Here is a 15213-nt window from a genome sequence, read left to right as displayed (position 1 = left end):
CCGGAAACGACGGTGGGGCGCCCCCATGCCGGCCAGCAATCCGGGGCGCCCCATACGCGGTGTGATCACGATACGCCCCGCCGCACCACCAGGAGCGCACACCATGCAGCACACCGCCCGCCCCGCCCGCATCACCGCCGACGACCTCCGCGTCGTCCTCACCCACTGGGACGACCTGCGCGCCCTCGTCGACACCGCCCGCCCTCGCACCGGGGCCGAGTACCTGCGCGCCCTCGAAGCGCACGACGTCGCCGAGGCCGCCCTCGACCGCGCCGCGTCGGCCCCGGCCGAGCGCGAGCAGCTCGTGCTCGCCGAGCAGCCCGCCCCGCTGCGCCTGCACGTCGTCGATGCGTGCCGCGCCGTCGAGGTCGCCCTCTGCTCGATCGCCGACGAGATCGCCGCCGAAGTACAGCGCTCCCCGATCGCCCCGCCGCGCCGCGCGATCGCAGGAGACGAGGCAGCCCTCGACCTCGAGCTGCTCGCCATGCGCGACGCCGCCGACGAGCGGCGGTGGCGCTACACCCTCGGCGAGCGCACCGCCCCGCGGGCCGCCGCATGGCTGCTCGCCCGACTGCACGACGAGGCCGGCCCGTTCCTGCCGCTCGACGAGGCGCAACGCCACCGCATCGCCCGTATCGCCCGTGAGGCGGCGCGGCGCATCGAGCGGACTGTCGGCATCGAGCAGCGGCGCGCGTACCCGATGACCGACCGGCCGTGCCCCTGGTGCGGCGCCGCACTCACGATGCACCGAGGCGGCCGTGATGCGGACACCGTGACCTGTGAGAACGGGTACGACTGTGGCGCCCCGGTACCGGTCGTCGACGGGCGCCGCACGTGGGTGGCGCCGCACGAGCTCGTCGCCCTCGAGCGGGATCTCGCCGCGGCCGAGCAGCGGCGCCGGCGGGCCGAGGCCCGGCGCCGGCAGCGGGCCGCGGCCCGTGTCGCATAGGCACACAAAAGCCGCTGTCGCGCCCGTAGTCGGGTGCGGCAGCGGCTCGCCCGCGCGGTCGGGCGGCTACTTCGCGGCGTGGGCCCGGAGGATCTCGGCGGCCGCGTCCGGGCCGCCGGCCCTCTCGACGAGCTCGCCGATCTCGACCGGCACGAGGGCAGCCTGCCGCGCTCGCGCTCGGCCGCGGCCCACGAGCCAGACAAGGCACCCGTCGGCGACGCGACGTGCGACGCTCGACAAGTTGCCCTTGACTTCGGAAACGAGCAGTTCGGAACTACCGAGGGCCCGCGGCCCGGGCGCGATGGGAGAGGCGGCAACGTTGTGCCGAGGTAGCTCGGCGCGGATCGCCTCGACCTCGGCAACTTCCGCGCGGTCCCGGTCGTCGTGCCACTCCAACACGCGCCGCTGAACGTCGCCCCACCATGACTTCGTTGCGGCGTGCGACCCCCAGCGCGCGACGGGATCGTGCGTGATCCCGACGTACAGCAGCGCGCCAGCGGAGTCGTACAGGCGGTAGAGAGCGGTGCGCTCGGCCGACAGGTGCGGGTGTGATCGCACTACGCCCCGTCCTTGTCCGCCTCGGTGCGTCGCCAGTACGCCGCGTCGGGCCGTTCCGGCAGTTCCGCACCGGGGCGCCGGATGTACCAGTCGATGAACGCGCGAACCACTGATGCGCGCTCGCTGTCCTGTGCCTTCACCGCGAGCTCGAAGTCGTACCACTCGTTCCCGATGCGGATCTGACGGGGCGGGGTCTTCGGCTGGTTCGGCGACATGACCTGACTGTATTCGGGTGTAGCTACCTGCGTCATCTTCTGCCCTTCCCGAGCGAACCACTTGCGAGGTGTAGCTACACCAGTCTAAGGTGTAGCTACACCTCGGGCAACGGTTCGACGGAACGGAAGGGACTTGAGATGACGACGACGCTGGTCAACATCGACGGCCGGATCTGGGCAAGCACGCACAGCGGGTTCGTCTTCCACGCGTTCCGTCTCAACGAGGACGGCAACCCCGTCGCGCTGTGCCGGAAGAACGTCATTCCGCGCAGTGGCACGACCCGTCACGACTGGTGGTCGACGGCTGAGTTCGCAGACAGCACCATCAACGGCCGCTGCGAGCGCTGCGTCGTCAAGCTGGACGCGCACACCGCCGCCGCGCCGGCCACCCCCGCGGCCGCCGACGACGAGCCCCTGCCGCAGCCCGTACAGGACGCCGCCCCCGGCGAGTTCGTCGTGCTGCCCGAGACCGACAACCCCGGCACCACGATCGTGTGGCGAGACGGCGACCACGCGGGCGTCATCAACGACGAGGGCCCGGCCATGACGCGCGGCCGCTACGCCGCATGGTCGCCGCGCGCGGCGCGCCGCGACGGCGTCGCCGGGTTCTTCGCCTCGGTCGATGAGGCGGCCGCCGCGATCAAGTCCCTGTGGAACCCGCCGCGTCCCACGGGTCGCAACGGGGCCACTCCGACTTGCCGAGAACGTGCCCACCGTCCGACGTGGCGGGTCGTCGTCCGCAACGCGAACTACTCGGCGTTCAACGGCGGCCGCCGCACTCCATCGCCGTACTCGCAACTGCGGTGCGGCGCGTGCGGCGCCTCGTGGCGCAGCAAGGCCGCGTACGTCGAGACGACGCCCGACGCGGCCTGACACAAAGCTGCCCCGGCCGGTGATTGCAGCACCGGCCGGGGCGTAGGACCCAACCCCCTCACCCCGCGAAGAGTGACAAGGAAGAGACCGTGGAAAAGCGTAGCCGGACAGCACCGGCCCCACCGCCGATCAGCGCAAATCCCATTGCCCGGCCCACGTGGCGCGACCGGCTCGGCTGGCGCATCGGGATCGGCATCATCGCCCCCGCCGCGGCCGGCATGGTCGCGTGGTCCCTGTACGTCGTCGCGCACGACATGTACGGCGTCCCCTGGTTCCTCGCTGCGGTCGTCGCCGCGTGCTTCGACGGCATCGCGATTGCCTGCCTGCACCTTGCGGCCGAGGCCGTGCGCGAGGGGCGCAGCGCGCTCGGGCCGCGGCTCGTGACGCTGCTGCAAGCCGGTATCTCCATGTACTTGAACTACCTGCACGCGCAGCACATCGACGGCGGTATCGGGGCGACGCTGATGTTCGCGGCCCCGACCGCCGGCCTGTTGCTGCTGCTCGACCAGTCGTGGGCGGCGACTCGCGCCCGGCACCGGATCGCCCGCGGTGAACACGCGATGCGGTGGCCGGTGTTCGGGTGGCTCGGGTGGCTGCTCGCGGGTGAGCAGGCGTGGGAGCAGACCAAGGCGCGCGCGGTCGCGCACGTCACCGGGGACCAGGACGGCGACGAGCCCGCGGTCGAGGCGCCCGTCGAGGCTGCGCCGGCCACCGTCCGGCCCGCGGGCGATCTGCTCGCGTCCGAGCTCGTCGCCATGACGCCGATCAAGGCGATCCAGATCATGCACTCGGCGCGGCCCGAGCTCACACCGTCCGAACTCGCGGACGTGCTGCGGCAGTACGGCCAGGACGTGACCGAGCTCGACGTCGCAATCGTCCTCGGCCGCGTGCCCCGGCCGTCGTTCACGGTGTCGCGGGATGATGCGCAGCCGCATCACGGGGCGCCGCAGCCGCAGCAGCTCGTCATTACGGTGCAGCAGCCCGAGGCGATCGCCGCGGCGCCGCCCGCGACGCCGGTACGGCCCGAGCCGGAACCCGAGCAGCCGGGCGACGAGCAGCTCGTCGACGAGCCGGACGCCGAACCCGAGCCGCACGTCGACCTCACCAAGCCGCCGGCCGGGCGCACCGTCGACGACGTCCTCGTCGGCGCCGCCTCGGCGGCCGATGCGGTGCGGCGCCTCCGCGATGCGCTGCCCGACCTCACCTCGACGCAGATCGCCGAGCAGCTCAACCGCCGCGGGTACGAGCGCGTGACCGACGGATACGTGCGCACGGTCAACTCGCGCGACCGCAAGACGACGCCGAAGCCTGCCGCCGTGCCCGAGCCGCCCGCGCGGCCCCGGCCGGGCGACTCCGGGTTCTACCTCTAACCGCCGGGGGTCCGTCGTGCTCGCCGTGTTCGCCCTCGTGTTCTTCGCCTCGTGCACCGCGGGCGCGTTCGTCGGGCTCGTGCGCCAAGCTCCCCGCCACGCCCCCGGGCTGTACGCCGGGCCGGCCGCCGGGACCACCGCCGTCATCTTCACGCTTCTCGCGCTCGCCGCGAGCCTGTACCGCTGAGGAATCCATGCCTGACGAGATCACCCCGAGCGCGGTCTACCCCGCCGGGACGCCGATCCCGACCGCGCCGCCCCTGCCCGCGGCCCCGGCCGGCTCGACCAACCTTCCGCCGTGGCGCACCGCGCGCGCCGCACCGCCGCCCCCGCCGCCCCCTGCGGCGCCGCACCCCATGCCGTTCGCCGCACCGGACCCGGGCCCGCTCGAGCACCGCGTGCGCGTCGAGGTCGTGTTCCCCGAACCCGAGCCCGAGCCGGGCCACTGGTCGCGGCTGTGGTCGTGGCTGACGTCGAGGGTCAAGCCGTGGCAGGCGCTGCTCGCGGTCGGCGCGGCCGTGATCCCGATCCCGTGGACCGGGTACAGCGTGGCGACGACATGGGCGTCGACCGTCTACGCGGCCCGCGACATGTCCGTCGGCGTCGCGTACGCGCTCGCCCTCGTCCCGTTCGCGCTCGCCGCCGTGCGCGTCTCTCGGCGGCCCGGCGTGCTGCCGCTGTTCGTCCTGGTCGTGACGCTCGTCGGGCTGCTCGGCGCGTTCCAGTGGTACGACGCGATCGCCGCACTCACGGGGGTGCCCCGATGACCGGCCTCACCCTCGGCGGCGTCGCCGTCGCCCTGATCATCCTGTGGCTGAACTTCCGCAAGTGGTGGAAAGGCAGCCGGAACCTGCAAGACCTGCTGCACTACGGCGCCGGCGCGGGACTCGGCTCGCTGTCGACGATCTGCATCGGCGGCGCCCTCGGATGGGGCGCCTCGGGCGTCGCCGGGCTGCTGTCATCGGCCGGCAGCACGGGCGTCTCGAAGGTCACCGGCACGAGCGGCGCCGGAGTCATGCCGACTGGCCGTATGGGCGTGCTCACGCCCGAGGGCGCGGTCGTAACCTGCGTGATCCTCGCGGGCGTGATCGCCCTGTACAAGTCGTCGGGCAAGCTCGAAAAGCGGCGCATCATCGGCGGGTTCGTGACGTTCGCGATTCTCGGGTTCCTGCCCGGCGTCGCCGCCATGCTGTCGTTCTGGCCCGACGTCGTGAACGCGGCGGGCGACACGATCCGCGGCATCGCCGAACGAGGCGGGGATGCGCTGTGAGGCGCCTCGTTGCCCGGGCCGCGCTCGTGTGGGCCGCCCGTACCCCGGCCGCCGACCGGCTCACCCGCGGCAGCTCCCGCGCGTGGCAGCAGCGCGCCGACGCCCTCACAGGGTGGGTCGCCGCCGGCCGCCGCGACGACCTCACCGGCTGGCGCGCGTCCCTCGGCCCGATCTTCCGTGTCGCCGTCCTCGGCGCGCTCGCGTACGTGCTGTGGGCGCTCGTGCGGGCGTGGCCGTGGCTGATGTGGGCGCTCACCGGGTGGTGGCTGCACGCCGCGTGGAAGGCCGGCCGCGCCCCCGCCGGGGCGCCCGTCGAGACCCCCGCCGAGACGCCCGAGGACGAGCACCGCACGGTGTTCGTGCGGTGGCTCGACGAGGTCACCCGCGGCCGCAACGGAATCCACCTCGGGGAGCTGCACAAGCTGCTCGCCAAACGGCCCGCACTGGCCCACCTGAAGAGGGCCGACGTAACCCCCCTGCTGCGCCGCTACGAGGTGCCCGTCGAGCGCACCCTGCGGGTGGACGGAATCGCGGGCCGTTCGGGGGTGTCCCGGGCCGCCGTCGAGCGGCTGCTCGCCGACCTTTCCGGGCTGCTCTCCCCGAGCGGAGAGCAGCCCGACTCTACGGGCACGGAGACCGGTCCTGACCTGCGGGAATCTCCGGACTCTCCGGCCCCTCTCCGCCACTCTCCGGCCGCGTAGAGCGGCCACCCAGCCACAACACGGAAGGGGCCCCCATGCCCAAGTACACGTACCAGTCGGCGCCCGGTCTGCCGATCCGCACGACCAACTACCGCGGCACCGCGCAGGACTTCGCCGACGCACTCGCCGAGGACTGCCCCGGCGATCACGGCGTCGAGCCCGACGTGCGCGTGTGGCACGGGACCGGGCCCGTCACCGAGCCGCCCGCCGCGACCGCCCCCTGACCCACCCAACAACCGGAGGAACCGTGACCCTGTACGGCTACTTGATCCACCGCACCGACGAGGACACCGACGACGACCGCCGGACCATGAGCCGCGGCACCCGGACGAGCGACCAGTCGCCGGCCGAGCTCGCCGACGAGCTGCTCGCCACCAACCGAGCCCAGCACAGCTACTACACCGGCCCGCGCCGCTGCTGGGTGTGGGAGCTCACCGACGGGACGTTCCTGCCGCGCACCGCGCCCGAGGACGCCGTCGCGTACGACGGCTGACACCCCAATGACCCCCGGAGCGGCCGACACAGCTTGCCGGCATCGCGGCCGCCCCGGGTTCGCCCAACCCATCAAGAGAAGGACGACCCATCATGGCACTGCGCAAGTCCATCCCCATGTCAGAGCTGCGCGACAACATGAGCAACGACGACCGGGACAAGCACGCGACGACCTACCAGTCGAGCCGCGGCGGTCACTACCCCGCGCCCGACAAGCCGGTGCCCGGCACCCCGAAGAAGTAGCACGCCGCACCGACCCACCGCGCCCCGTTCGGCACCATGCCGGACGGGGCGCACTCGTACCCGGACTGCTCTACTGGCGGCCGCTCTTGCCACGGTTCGGCGGGTCAACGAGCGTGCCGCCCTCGTCGAAGTAGACCCGGAACCCGTAGCAGCCCTCGTTATGGCACTCGTACCGGCCCTCAAGCTCTCCCGAGTCGGCCCAAAGGGCTTGCCCACAATCGGGACACGGCCGGCCCGAGCCACCGCCGACGCTGCCCAGCAACTTGCCCAACAAGCCCATGACTGCCCCCTACACACCGCCCGCGCGGCGGTCGTCGTCCCTGCCGGGCATTCTGCCCCCTAGGCCGCGTCGGCGTCCGGCTGCGGGTGGCGCACGATGCGCTTCAACAGCGTCTCGACCTCGAGCCGCGACGCCTCGACGTCCTCACGCGCCGCGTACTCCGTGACCCCCTGGTGCACGGCGAGCGCCGTCTCGACCGTCAAGGCTCCGGCCTGAATCTCCGTCCAGGCGGCACGCTCAAGCTCGATCAGATCAGCGGGAAGGTCGATATCAGCCACGGCCGGATAGTACGTCCACCCCGCCCCCGTCCGACGCCGGCCACTCCCGCAGCGGCCACTCGCGGCCGCCGTGCCACTCGCCGAGCCGCACCCGCGCATCGGCCCGCCCGCGGTGATCCTCGACGTACCCGGCCCACTTCCCCTCGGCGACGTCGCCGTCGTCCCACCATCCGTCGAGGACCCGCCGGCCGCCACAGTCGAGCGCGACGTGAAACCGGCCCGGCACGGGCTCGGTCACAGCTCGCCGCCGCAGTGCGGGCAGCTCCGGTACTGGCGGTGCCCTCGGGTCGGCAGATCGATCCCACGCTCGCGCATGAGCCGCAGGTGCAGGCTGATCGTCGACGGCGTGACGCCGACGCGGTCGGCGAGCTGCCGCACGGTCGGCTCGTCGCCCTGGTCGGCGACGAAGTTGCGGTAGGCGGTCTCGATGCCTTCCTGCCGGATCGCGGCGGGGAGAAGCGTTCGGGTCATGGCGGGCGCCCCCATGTGCTCATGTCGGGTGGTACCCCAATGGGAGCACGTGTTCGATTTCCGGAGCAATGCGACACGGTGCGACAGGGGGTCGCTCGTGTCGCACTCGGGCCGCACTCAGTAAAGAATGAGCAAAGGATTTCAGGCCGTCGGGCAGCCTCGACGGGCCCATTTCCCGCTCACGCTCCGTGACGCACGTACCGGTCGGCGAGCAGCCGGAACAAGATCGGCGAACTTTCCGCGCAACTTCGCTTCAAGATCGCGACGTTCCCGATCGATCCTTTGCGAGTAAAGGATGTTCCGAAAAAATCTAACGCCGCAGGTCAACGAGCCGTGTCCCCGGGGGACTCCCTCGGGACTCGCGCGCGCGTGTTCCCCTCCCCTCCCTTACCTCTAGTGGTGGCTGTAGAGAGAGCTACTACCGGTAGTGGCGGGCGCGCGACGCGCTCTCTCTCCACCACCACCCGGCCTTGACATTCGACAGTCACGTGTCGCACCTTGGAGCCGCAGACAACCGCTGCCCACACAGCGAACTGCCCGCCGGAGAGCACACAGCCCGGCCCCCTCACCCCCACCGCAACACCGCCGGCCACGCCCCCAGCAACGGCCGGCACCGCCGCCGCCCCTCCGTCCCCCGTCGAGGGGCGGCGGCCCCCACACTCCGCGCAGGACGGAACCACCAACGACACACACGAGTCGGGTTTGCTGCTGCTGCCCGTCCTGCGCGGACCAACCACCCAGACGAGAGGCGACCCCCTTGCGCGTACGCCTCACCGACGGACACCGCGAGATCGAGATCAGAGCCGAGGGCGCACCCGCCGACCCCGCACTGCTGCGGCAGATGGAACGCACCGCACGCCGCCTGTACTCCACACTCGCCACCCAACCGGCCACCAGCCGCAGCCCGTTCGGGTTCGGCCGGCACCTCGACCTCGACGGCGTCGCCCTCGGCACACAAGCCGAGCTCGCCGACCAGGACGACGACCCCGGCCTCGACGACGAGGACACCGACCCATGACCGCCGAGATCGTCCTACCCGTACACCTACGCATCGGCGACAGCGAGTGCCGCCTCGGCACGGTCACCCTCGAGGCGCAGCAGCCCATCGGCCACGACGTCGCCGAGTTCCTCCGGGCCGCAGCCGACGCGTACGAACGGGCCACCCTCGACCAGGACGACCGACCAGACCCCCACCCCTGATCGGACACCCCCCGGCCCACACGACACCCCACCCCCACGGCCAGCACCCCACCCCCCAGACCCACCCCACCCCGGGCCCACGCCACCCACACGCCCCGACATCGGGGCAGGCGCAGCCCGACACCACCAACCCCGAGGCGGTGGCCAACATGAGCGGACAGTGGGCAGACAGCAACCGACGCTCCGAGCTACCGCCCAACTGGCCAGCCATCCGAGCCGACGTCCTCGACCGCGACGGCAACCGCTGCCGATATCACGAGAACGGCACGCTCTGCGGCCGATGGGCAACCGACGTCGACCACATCAAGCCGGGCAACGACCACTCAATGTCGAACCTCCAAGCCCTGTGCCGCGACCACCACGCGATCAAGAGCTCGCGCGAGGGCAACACCGCACGATGGGCAGTACGACGACAGAGGCCGGCCGAACGGCATCCCGGTCTCATCTGAACCCGACCCGAAGAGCACGAGCCGCAAATTTCAGTGCCACCCCTGGGGGGTGACTCCCCTCCCCGGCCCCCTTTCCGGCCCGGGAGGTGCTGCGGCTCGACCTCCGTACGGGTCTGCCCAAAACGGCCACGCTGGCGGGCGTGGTTGGCGCGCTGGGCGGCGCGCAGCGGGGCGGCAGGCTGATTCGATGGCGCGCGGTTGAGGGGCCGCGGATCGCCTCTCAGCCTGTCGCCCTCACTTCTTCAGTTCGGTAACAGCGCAGGTCAGACCCGCTATTGCCGTTACATGCCCCGGTATCATGGGGGTATGAACACCCGACGCTGCGAGCGCACCGGCTGCCCCGAACGGCTCGGTGCCCGGCACGCGCACAACGCCCGGTTCTGCTCGACCCGGTGCCGTGTCGCCGCGCACCGCGCGCGCCGGACGGTCCCGGCCGAGCTCACGAGCCGGCCGCGGTGGGTGCGCCGCACCGCGGCGAAGGTGCCGGTCACGGTCGGGGGCTCGGTCGCGAGCAGCACCGACTCGTCGACGTGGTCGACGTACCGGGCCGCGGCTCGTTCGTCGGCCGGCGGCGGGCTCGGGTTCGTCCTCGACGGCGACGGCGTCGTCTGCCTCGACCTCGACCATGCCCTCGACGACCAGGGCGCCCCATTGCCGTGGGCGCAGCGGCTGCTCGACGCGGCGGCCGGCTCGTGGGTCGAGGTCAGCGTGTCCGGGCGCGGGCTCCACATCTGGGGGTACGGCGAGCTGCCGCGCGGCCGCCGGATCGCGGTCGACGGCGGCGGCTCGGTCGAGCTGTACGGCGACGGCCGGTACATCGCGGTCACGGGACGGACGTTCGGCGGCACGCCGCGGCGGCTCGGGGATCTGTCCGGCGTGATCGCTGCTCTGTTGTAGGCCGTCCCGACACGGGAGCGGCAACGTTCCCGACACGGGAGGTAGGAAGATGGGCGGCCGTAGGCCGATTGAGCAGGGCCCGACGCTGGTGACGGTGGCCGAGAACCTAGTTCGGCTGCGTAAGGCGCGCGGGTTCACGGTGCGTGGGCTGGGCGAAGCACTGACGAAGACGGGCCGCAGCGTGCCCGATGCCTCTGCCATTTCATCGATCGAGAACGGGAAGCGGCGGGTAGACGTTGACGATCTGGTCGCGCTTGCCGCTGCGCTCGGTGTCTCCCCGTTGGCGCTGTTGCTGCCCTCGGCGCTCAGCCCCGATGACATGGTCGAGGTGACCGGGGTCGGCGCGGTGCGCGCTGCCGATGTGTGGGCGTGGGCTGCCGGTAGGGCGCCGCTCGACCAGGGGCAGACCGGCCGGGCCGCGTACGAGGCTGCGATGACGTTCAAGCTGTATGGCCAGCCGCATTGGCTGAACGGGGGCGACTTCTGATGGCAGGCATGGGGCCGGCGCCGAAGGACCCGAGCCGTCGGGCACGGCGCAACAAGGACCCGATTCCGCAGACCACCATCCGGTGGGAACGTGCAGAGGCGCCCGAGCTGCCCGAGTTCCGGATCGAGCGCGACGGCGAGCTCGTCGAGTTCGTGTGGCCCGAGCGCACTCGCGAATGGTGGCAGACCTGGGTCGATTCGCCGTTGTCAGATCACTTCATGGCGGTCGACTGGGAGTTCCACCTCGGTACTGCCCTTGTCCACGCGAGGCACTGGCAGGGCGACCGGTACGCCGCGGCCGAGTTGCGTCTCCGCGAGGCGCAGCTCGGCGCGACGTTGGAGTCGAGGGCGCGGCTGCGAATCGTGACGGCTGAGGCGGACAACGCCGACGAGGGCCGCGGCGCGTCCGGCGCCCCGTCGGCTAAGGAGCGATACGGCCAACTGCGGTCGCTGCCCGGCGGGCAGGCTGGCGCGGGCAAGAGCACGTAAGGGGGCGTCATGCCGTGGCGCGGCCCCGAGTACGAGGGCGAGCTGCCCACCCTCGGGTGGCAGGTGCTCGACTGGATGTCCGCGTTCCTGGCGGCGCCGGACCGGGCCGAGTATGAGCCGTACGTTCCGACGGCCGAGCAAGCCGAGTTCGTGCTGCGGTACTACGAGCTCAACCCGATCACGGGCAAGCGAATGATCCGGCGCGGCGTCATCAGCCGGCCGCGCGGGTGGGGCAAGTCCCCGTTCGTGTCCGCGATCGCGCTCGCCGAGGCGTGCGGCCCGGTCGTCCCGGACGGGTGGGACGCGGACGGCGAGCCGGTCGGCATGGGTTGGGACCGGGTCCGTACGCCGCTCGTGCAGCTCGCCGCGGCGACGGAGAAACAGACCGAGAACTCGTGGATGCCGTTGCTCGAAATGGCGCGCTCGGGGCCGGTGCTCGACGAGTACGGGCTCGAACCGCTCGACACGGTCGTCTACATGCGGCGCGGGAAGATCGAGCCGATCACCGCGAGCGCCGTGTCGGCGAAGGGCGCGAAAGCGTGCTTCGCGTCGCTCGACCAAACCGAGGATTGGCTGCCCGCGAACGGCGGCCGCAAGCTCGCGAAGACCATGCGGTTCAACGCGGGCAAGATCGGCGGGTCGTTGATCGAGACACCGAACGCGTTCACGCCGGGCGAGGAATCCGTCGCCGAGCAGTCCGCGGCCGACTGGAAAGCGATCAAGGAAGGCCGGTCGCGCGGAACGGGTCTGCTGTACGACCATCGTGAGGCGCCGGCCGACACCGACATGACCGACGAGCACTCGCTCGTCGACGGGCTGCGGGTCGCGTACGGCGACAGCTCTGATCATCCCGACGGGTGCGTGCTGCACGACCCGCCGTGCGCGCCCGGGTGGTCGCCGATCGAGCGGCTCGCCGCGGATTTCTGGGACACCTCGAACGACCCGCAAGAGCTGCGGGCCGACTACCTGAATCAGATCACGCACGCCGCCGACTCGTGGCTGTCAGAGCCCGAGGTGCGTGCGGCGTCCGACCTCGGCAAGGTCGTCGAGCCGGGCGAGCGGATCGTGCTCGGGTTCGACGGCTCGCGGAAGAGGAACCGCAAGGTCACCGATGCGACGGCCTTGATCGGATGCAGGCTCAGCGACGGGCACGTGTTCCCCATCGGTGTGTGGGAGCAGCCCGACCGGATGCCGGTCGGCCCGGACGGCAAGCCGACCGAGTGGCAGGTGCCGGTCGTCGAGGTGCTCGCCACGGTTCACGAAGCTTTCGACCGGTACGACGTCGTCGGCATGTACGCCGACCCCGCGAAGTGGGAATCGCACGTTGCCGATTGGGAGGCTGCCTACGGGCGGCGGCTCAAGGTCCAGTCGACCAGGGCGCACCCCATCGAGTGGTGGATGACCGGCGGCCGGTCGGTGCTGATCGTCCGGGCCCTCGAGAAGTTTCATACGGCCCTCGTCGAGGGCGAGTTGACGCACGACGGGTCGTCGACCCTCGTCCGTCATCTGCTCAACGCCCGGCGCCGCAAGACGCGTTCGGGAATCCAGATCACCAAGGAACACCCCGACAGCGCCCGCAAGATCGACGCGGCGGTCGCCGCCGTACTGGCATGGCAGTGCCGCCTCGACGCGATCGCCGCCGGCGTCGGCGCCGAGGAACCCGAGATGTGGGGCGGCACATTCTGACGAGCCCGGGAAGGGGCGACGACGTGCTCGACGACGAGGTCGACTCTCCCGACTGGTGGCTGCTGCGCCTCGGGCGGAAGCTGCGCAAGCGCGCGGGCGTGCTCGACGAGTGGTGGCGGTACTACCGCGGGCGGCCGGATCTGCCGCAGCTCCCGAAGAACGCCGAGCAGGCGTTCGTCGAGTTCCAGCGCAAGAGCCGCACCAACTTTTGCGGGATGATCGCGAACGCGTCGGTACACCGGCTCAACGCGCTCGGTGTGACCGGGCCGGACGGGAACCCGGACTCGGCGGCGGCGCGGTGGTGGCAGGCGAACCGGCTCGACTCGCGGCAAAAGCTCGTGTGGCGGGTCGCTATGACGCAGAGCGTCGGTTACATGCTTGTCGGCCCGCACCCGACCCGGGTCGAGGAGAACGGCCGGCCGTCGCCGCTGATCACGACGGAGCACCCGCGCGAGTGCATCGTCGAGTACGACCCGGAGACGGGCGAGCCGTACGTCGGGCTCAAGGCGTGGCACGACGACGTCGACGGGTACGGGCATGCCCGCGTCTACTTCGACGACCGGTCGTTCCCGTACCGGACGACGGAGCGCACGAGCGGGCGTCTGCCGTGGGGGCCCGACTCGTGGGTGTACGTCGGCGACAGCGACGACGGCGAGCCGCACGACCTCGACCGTATGCCGCTGGTCGAGTTCGCGCGCATGCCGGATCTCGGGGAGGACCCCGAGCCGGAGTTCGCGGGCGTGCTCGACATTCAGGACCGCGTCAACATGGGCGTGCTCAACCGCATGGCGGCGTCGCGGTACTCCGGGTTCCGTCAGAAGTGGATCAAGGGTCACAAGTTCGCGAAGCGCGTCGACCCGGCGACCGGGCTGACGGTTGTGGAGCAGCCGTTCACGCCCGGCCCCAACACGGTGTGGGCGTCCGAGGGTGAGCAGGCGCAGTTCGGGCAGCTCGACGCGACCGACCTGCGGCCGTTCCTCGACGAGCACGCGGCCGACGTCCGCGACATGCTGATCGTGTCGCAGACCCCCGCGTACTACTACGCGGGCGACCTGATCAACATCAGCGCGGACACCGTCGCCGCCCTCGACCTCATGCACGTCGCGAAGTGCCGCGAACACATCGCGAGTTTCGGCGAGTCCCTCGAGGACGTGATGAGCCTCGCGGCGGCACAGGCCGGGATGCCCGAGGACTACACCGAGGCCACCGTGCGGTGGGCCGACCCGCAATATCTGTCCCCGGCGGTCAAGGCCGACGCGGCGACCAAGCTGTCGAGCATCGGCTACCCGCTCGCGGTCATCGCCGAGGACATGGGCGAGACCCCGCAGCGGGTGCAGCGCATCACGTCCGCGGCGGCCGCCGACAAGCTGCTTGCCGCGTCGCTGCTGCCGGCCCCCACGGCGCCGACGGCCGGCAACCTCCCCGACGAGCCGGGCACGGCCGATGGGTGAGGCGTTGCAGAACGCGCTCGGCGACCGGTACGACGCGCTGTCGACGTCGCTCCGGTCGCGGGTGGTGCAGTTCGTCCTCGACGCGTTCGACTCGCTCGGCTCGTACCGAGACGCCGACGCCGCGCTGTTCGTCGAGCGCGTGCTGCCGACCGTCCTCGCGGCACAGGCGCAGATGGGCCAGATCACCGACGCGTATCTCGCGGCGATGATCGCGGACATGGCCGGCACCTCGGCCACGGCGACCGGCGTCGTCCTCGACGAAGCGCTGCGCGGTGTGCCGCCCGACGAGGTGTACCGGCGGCCGTTCGTGTCCACGTGGACAGCATTGAGCGACGGCAAGCCGTTCCCACAGGCGCTCGCCGAGGGCCGCACGCGGCTGCTCAGCATCACCGAGACCGACATGCAGCTCGCCCGCACGCACGCCGCGCAGCAGTCCATGCAGCGCAGCGGGGCGCAGTTCTTCCGGCGCCGGTTGAACGGCCCGGGGAACTGCGCGTTGTGCACCATCGCGAGCACGCAGCGGTACCGGGTCGAGCGGCTCATGCCGATTCACCCGGGGTGCGACTGCAAGGTCGAGCCGCTGGTCGGTGACCGCGATCCGGGGCCGGTGCTCGACGAGGGGCTGCTGAAACAGGCGCACGCCGCCGTCGCGAAGACCGTCGGAAAGTCCGACGCCGGCGGCCGCGCGCCGGATTACCGAGAGGTGATCATCACGCGCGAGCACGGCGAGTACGGACCTCTCCTAGCCGTCCGCCGCCATGAGTACACGGGGCCGAGCGACGTTCCGTCGCCGTGACCCCGCGCGCCGGCACGGCGCACCACACCACCCCCTTGACCCGACACGGGAGACACCAC

Annotated in this window: 23 protein-coding genes; 18 read left to right on the top strand and 5 right to left on the bottom strand. The window is 71.7% G+C overall.

Annotated elements, in window-relative coordinates; genetic code table 11:
* Nucleotides 1-103: 103 nt before the first annotated feature.
* Nucleotides 104-949 (top strand): hypothetical protein, encoded by an 846-nt coding sequence (locus tag ACIBTU_RS26175; RefSeq protein ID WP_399128879.1) that lies wholly within the window; start codon nt 104-106, stop codon nt 947-949.
* Nucleotides 950-1015: 66 nt separating this feature from the next.
* Here the strand turns inward: ACIBTU_RS26175 and ACIBTU_RS26170 are convergent, their stop codons facing one another.
* Both ACIBTU_RS26170 and ACIBTU_RS26165 read right to left on the bottom strand, forming a co-directional pair.
* Nucleotides 1016-1507: a GIY-YIG nuclease family protein gene (locus ACIBTU_RS26170; RefSeq protein WP_399128878.1), complete on the bottom strand. Its 492-nt coding sequence runs from the start codon at nt 1505-1507 to the stop codon at nt 1016-1018.
* Nucleotides 1507-1722 carry a hypothetical protein gene (locus ACIBTU_RS26165; RefSeq protein WP_399128877.1) on the bottom strand — a complete coding sequence of 72 codons (216 nt, stop codon included), beginning with the start codon at nt 1720-1722 and terminating at the stop codon, nt 1507-1509. The genes ACIBTU_RS26170 and ACIBTU_RS26165 overlap by 1 nt, the downstream gene beginning before the upstream one ends.
* Nucleotides 1723-1860: 138 nt before the next feature.
* Here ACIBTU_RS26165 and ACIBTU_RS26160 point away from each other — a divergent pair, with 138 nt between their 5' ends.
* From ACIBTU_RS26160 to ACIBTU_RS26120, 9 genes are all read left to right on the top strand, one after another.
* On the top strand, nt 1861-2595 hold the full coding sequence (locus tag ACIBTU_RS26160; RefSeq protein WP_399128876.1) for a hypothetical protein: 735 nt from the start codon (nt 1861-1863) through the stop codon (nt 2593-2595).
* Nucleotides 2596-2684: 89 nt separating this feature from the next.
* Entirely contained in the window at nt 2685-3965 is a 1281-nt protein-coding gene (locus ACIBTU_RS26155; RefSeq protein WP_399128874.1) for a DUF2637 domain-containing protein, read from the top strand.
* 16 nt (nt 3966-3981) lie between these two features.
* The gene (locus tag ACIBTU_RS26150; protein ID WP_399128873.1) at nt 3982-4152 is read left to right on the top strand and encodes a hypothetical protein; all 171 of its coding nucleotides are present in this window, start codon (nt 3982-3984) and stop codon (nt 4150-4152) included.
* Between the two features lie 7 nt (nt 4153-4159).
* Nucleotides 4160-4732, top strand: coding sequence for a hypothetical protein (locus ACIBTU_RS26145; RefSeq protein ID WP_399128872.1), 573 nt, complete (start codon nt 4160-4162; stop codon nt 4730-4732).
* Nucleotides 4729-5235 (top strand): hypothetical protein, encoded by a 507-nt coding sequence (locus ACIBTU_RS26140; RefSeq protein WP_399128871.1) that lies wholly within the window; start codon nt 4729-4731, stop codon nt 5233-5235. The genes ACIBTU_RS26145 and ACIBTU_RS26140 overlap by 4 nt, the downstream gene beginning before the upstream one ends.
* The gene (locus tag ACIBTU_RS26135) at nt 5232-5936 is read left to right on the top strand and encodes a hypothetical protein (protein ID WP_399128870.1); all 705 of its coding nucleotides are present in this window, start codon (nt 5232-5234) and stop codon (nt 5934-5936) included. Before ACIBTU_RS26140 ends, ACIBTU_RS26135 begins: the two co-directional genes overlap by 4 nt.
* Nucleotides 5937-5971: 35 nt before the next feature.
* Entirely contained in the window at nt 5972-6160 is a 189-nt protein-coding gene (locus ACIBTU_RS26130) for a hypothetical protein (protein WP_399128869.1), read from the top strand.
* 23 nt (nt 6161-6183) lie between these two features.
* Nucleotides 6184-6429: a hypothetical protein gene (locus ACIBTU_RS26125; protein ID WP_399128868.1), complete on the top strand. Its 246-nt coding sequence runs from the start codon at nt 6184-6186 to the stop codon at nt 6427-6429.
* 92 nt (nt 6430-6521) lie between these two features.
* Complete coding sequence (locus tag ACIBTU_RS26120; protein WP_399128867.1) at nt 6522-6671, top strand: hypothetical protein; 150 nt, start codon at nt 6522-6524, stop codon at nt 6669-6671.
* 339 nt (nt 6672-7010) lie between these two features.
* On the opposite strand, the gene ACIBTU_RS26115 is transcribed toward ACIBTU_RS26120, so the two are convergent.
* From ACIBTU_RS26115 to ACIBTU_RS26105, 3 genes are read right to left on the bottom strand one after another with little or no spacing between them, the layout of a single operon-like run.
* On the bottom strand, nt 7011-7229 hold the full coding sequence (locus ACIBTU_RS26115; RefSeq protein WP_399128866.1) for a hypothetical protein: 219 nt from the start codon (nt 7227-7229) through the stop codon (nt 7011-7013).
* The gene (locus tag ACIBTU_RS26110) at nt 7222-7467 is read right to left on the bottom strand and encodes a hypothetical protein (RefSeq protein ID WP_399128865.1); all 246 of its coding nucleotides are present in this window, start codon (nt 7465-7467) and stop codon (nt 7222-7224) included. The genes ACIBTU_RS26115 and ACIBTU_RS26110 overlap by 8 nt, the downstream gene beginning before the upstream one ends.
* Nucleotides 7464-7700, bottom strand: a complete 237-nt coding sequence (locus ACIBTU_RS26105; protein ID WP_399128864.1) for an ArsR family transcriptional regulator — start codon at nt 7698-7700, stop codon at nt 7464-7466. The genes ACIBTU_RS26110 and ACIBTU_RS26105 overlap by 4 nt, the downstream gene beginning before the upstream one ends.
* 757 nt (nt 7701-8457) lie before the next feature.
* Here ACIBTU_RS26105 and ACIBTU_RS26100 point away from each other — a divergent pair.
* The 8 genes from ACIBTU_RS26100 to ACIBTU_RS26065 all read left to right on the top strand — a co-directional run bounded on the left by ACIBTU_RS26100 (nt 8458) and on the right by ACIBTU_RS26065 (nt 15154).
* Complete coding sequence (locus ACIBTU_RS26100; protein WP_399128863.1) at nt 8458-8718, top strand: hypothetical protein; 261 nt, start codon at nt 8458-8460, stop codon at nt 8716-8718.
* Nucleotides 8715-8900 (top strand): hypothetical protein, encoded by a 186-nt coding sequence (locus ACIBTU_RS26095; RefSeq protein WP_399128861.1) that lies wholly within the window; start codon nt 8715-8717, stop codon nt 8898-8900. Before ACIBTU_RS26100 ends, ACIBTU_RS26095 begins: the two co-directional genes overlap by 4 nt.
* A 755-nt stretch (nt 8901-9655) precedes the next feature.
* Nucleotides 9656-10246, top strand: coding sequence for a DNA primase (locus ACIBTU_RS26090; protein ID WP_399128860.1), 591 nt, complete (start codon nt 9656-9658; stop codon nt 10244-10246).
* A gap of 94 nt (nt 10247-10340) precedes the next feature.
* Entirely contained in the window at nt 10341-10733 is a 393-nt protein-coding gene (locus tag ACIBTU_RS26085; RefSeq protein WP_399128859.1) for a helix-turn-helix domain-containing protein, read from the top strand.
* The gene (locus ACIBTU_RS26080) at nt 10733-11221 is read left to right on the top strand and encodes a hypothetical protein (RefSeq protein WP_399128857.1); all 489 of its coding nucleotides are present in this window, start codon (nt 10733-10735) and stop codon (nt 11219-11221) included. The genes ACIBTU_RS26085 and ACIBTU_RS26080 overlap by 1 nt, the downstream gene beginning before the upstream one ends.
* A gap of 9 nt (nt 11222-11230) precedes the next feature.
* Nucleotides 11231-12907, top strand: coding sequence for a terminase (locus tag ACIBTU_RS26075; protein ID WP_399128856.1), 1677 nt, complete (start codon nt 11231-11233; stop codon nt 12905-12907).
* A gap of 23 nt (nt 12908-12930) precedes the next feature.
* Nucleotides 12931-14358, top strand: a complete 1428-nt coding sequence (locus tag ACIBTU_RS26070; RefSeq protein ID WP_399128855.1) for a phage portal protein — start codon at nt 12931-12933, stop codon at nt 14356-14358.
* The gene (locus ACIBTU_RS26065) at nt 14351-15154 is read left to right on the top strand and encodes a hypothetical protein (RefSeq protein WP_399128854.1); all 804 of its coding nucleotides are present in this window, start codon (nt 14351-14353) and stop codon (nt 15152-15154) included. Before ACIBTU_RS26070 ends, ACIBTU_RS26065 begins: the two co-directional genes overlap by 8 nt.
* Nucleotides 15155-15213: the final 59 nt, after the last annotated feature.

This window comes from Streptomyces sp. NPDC050145 (assembly GCF_044460245.1).
Lineage (GTDB): Bacteria > Actinomycetota > Actinomycetes > Streptomycetales > Streptomycetaceae > Streptomyces.
The sequence above is the reverse complement of the archived record's forward strand: the minus strand, read 5'-3'. Positions and strand labels throughout refer to the sequence as shown.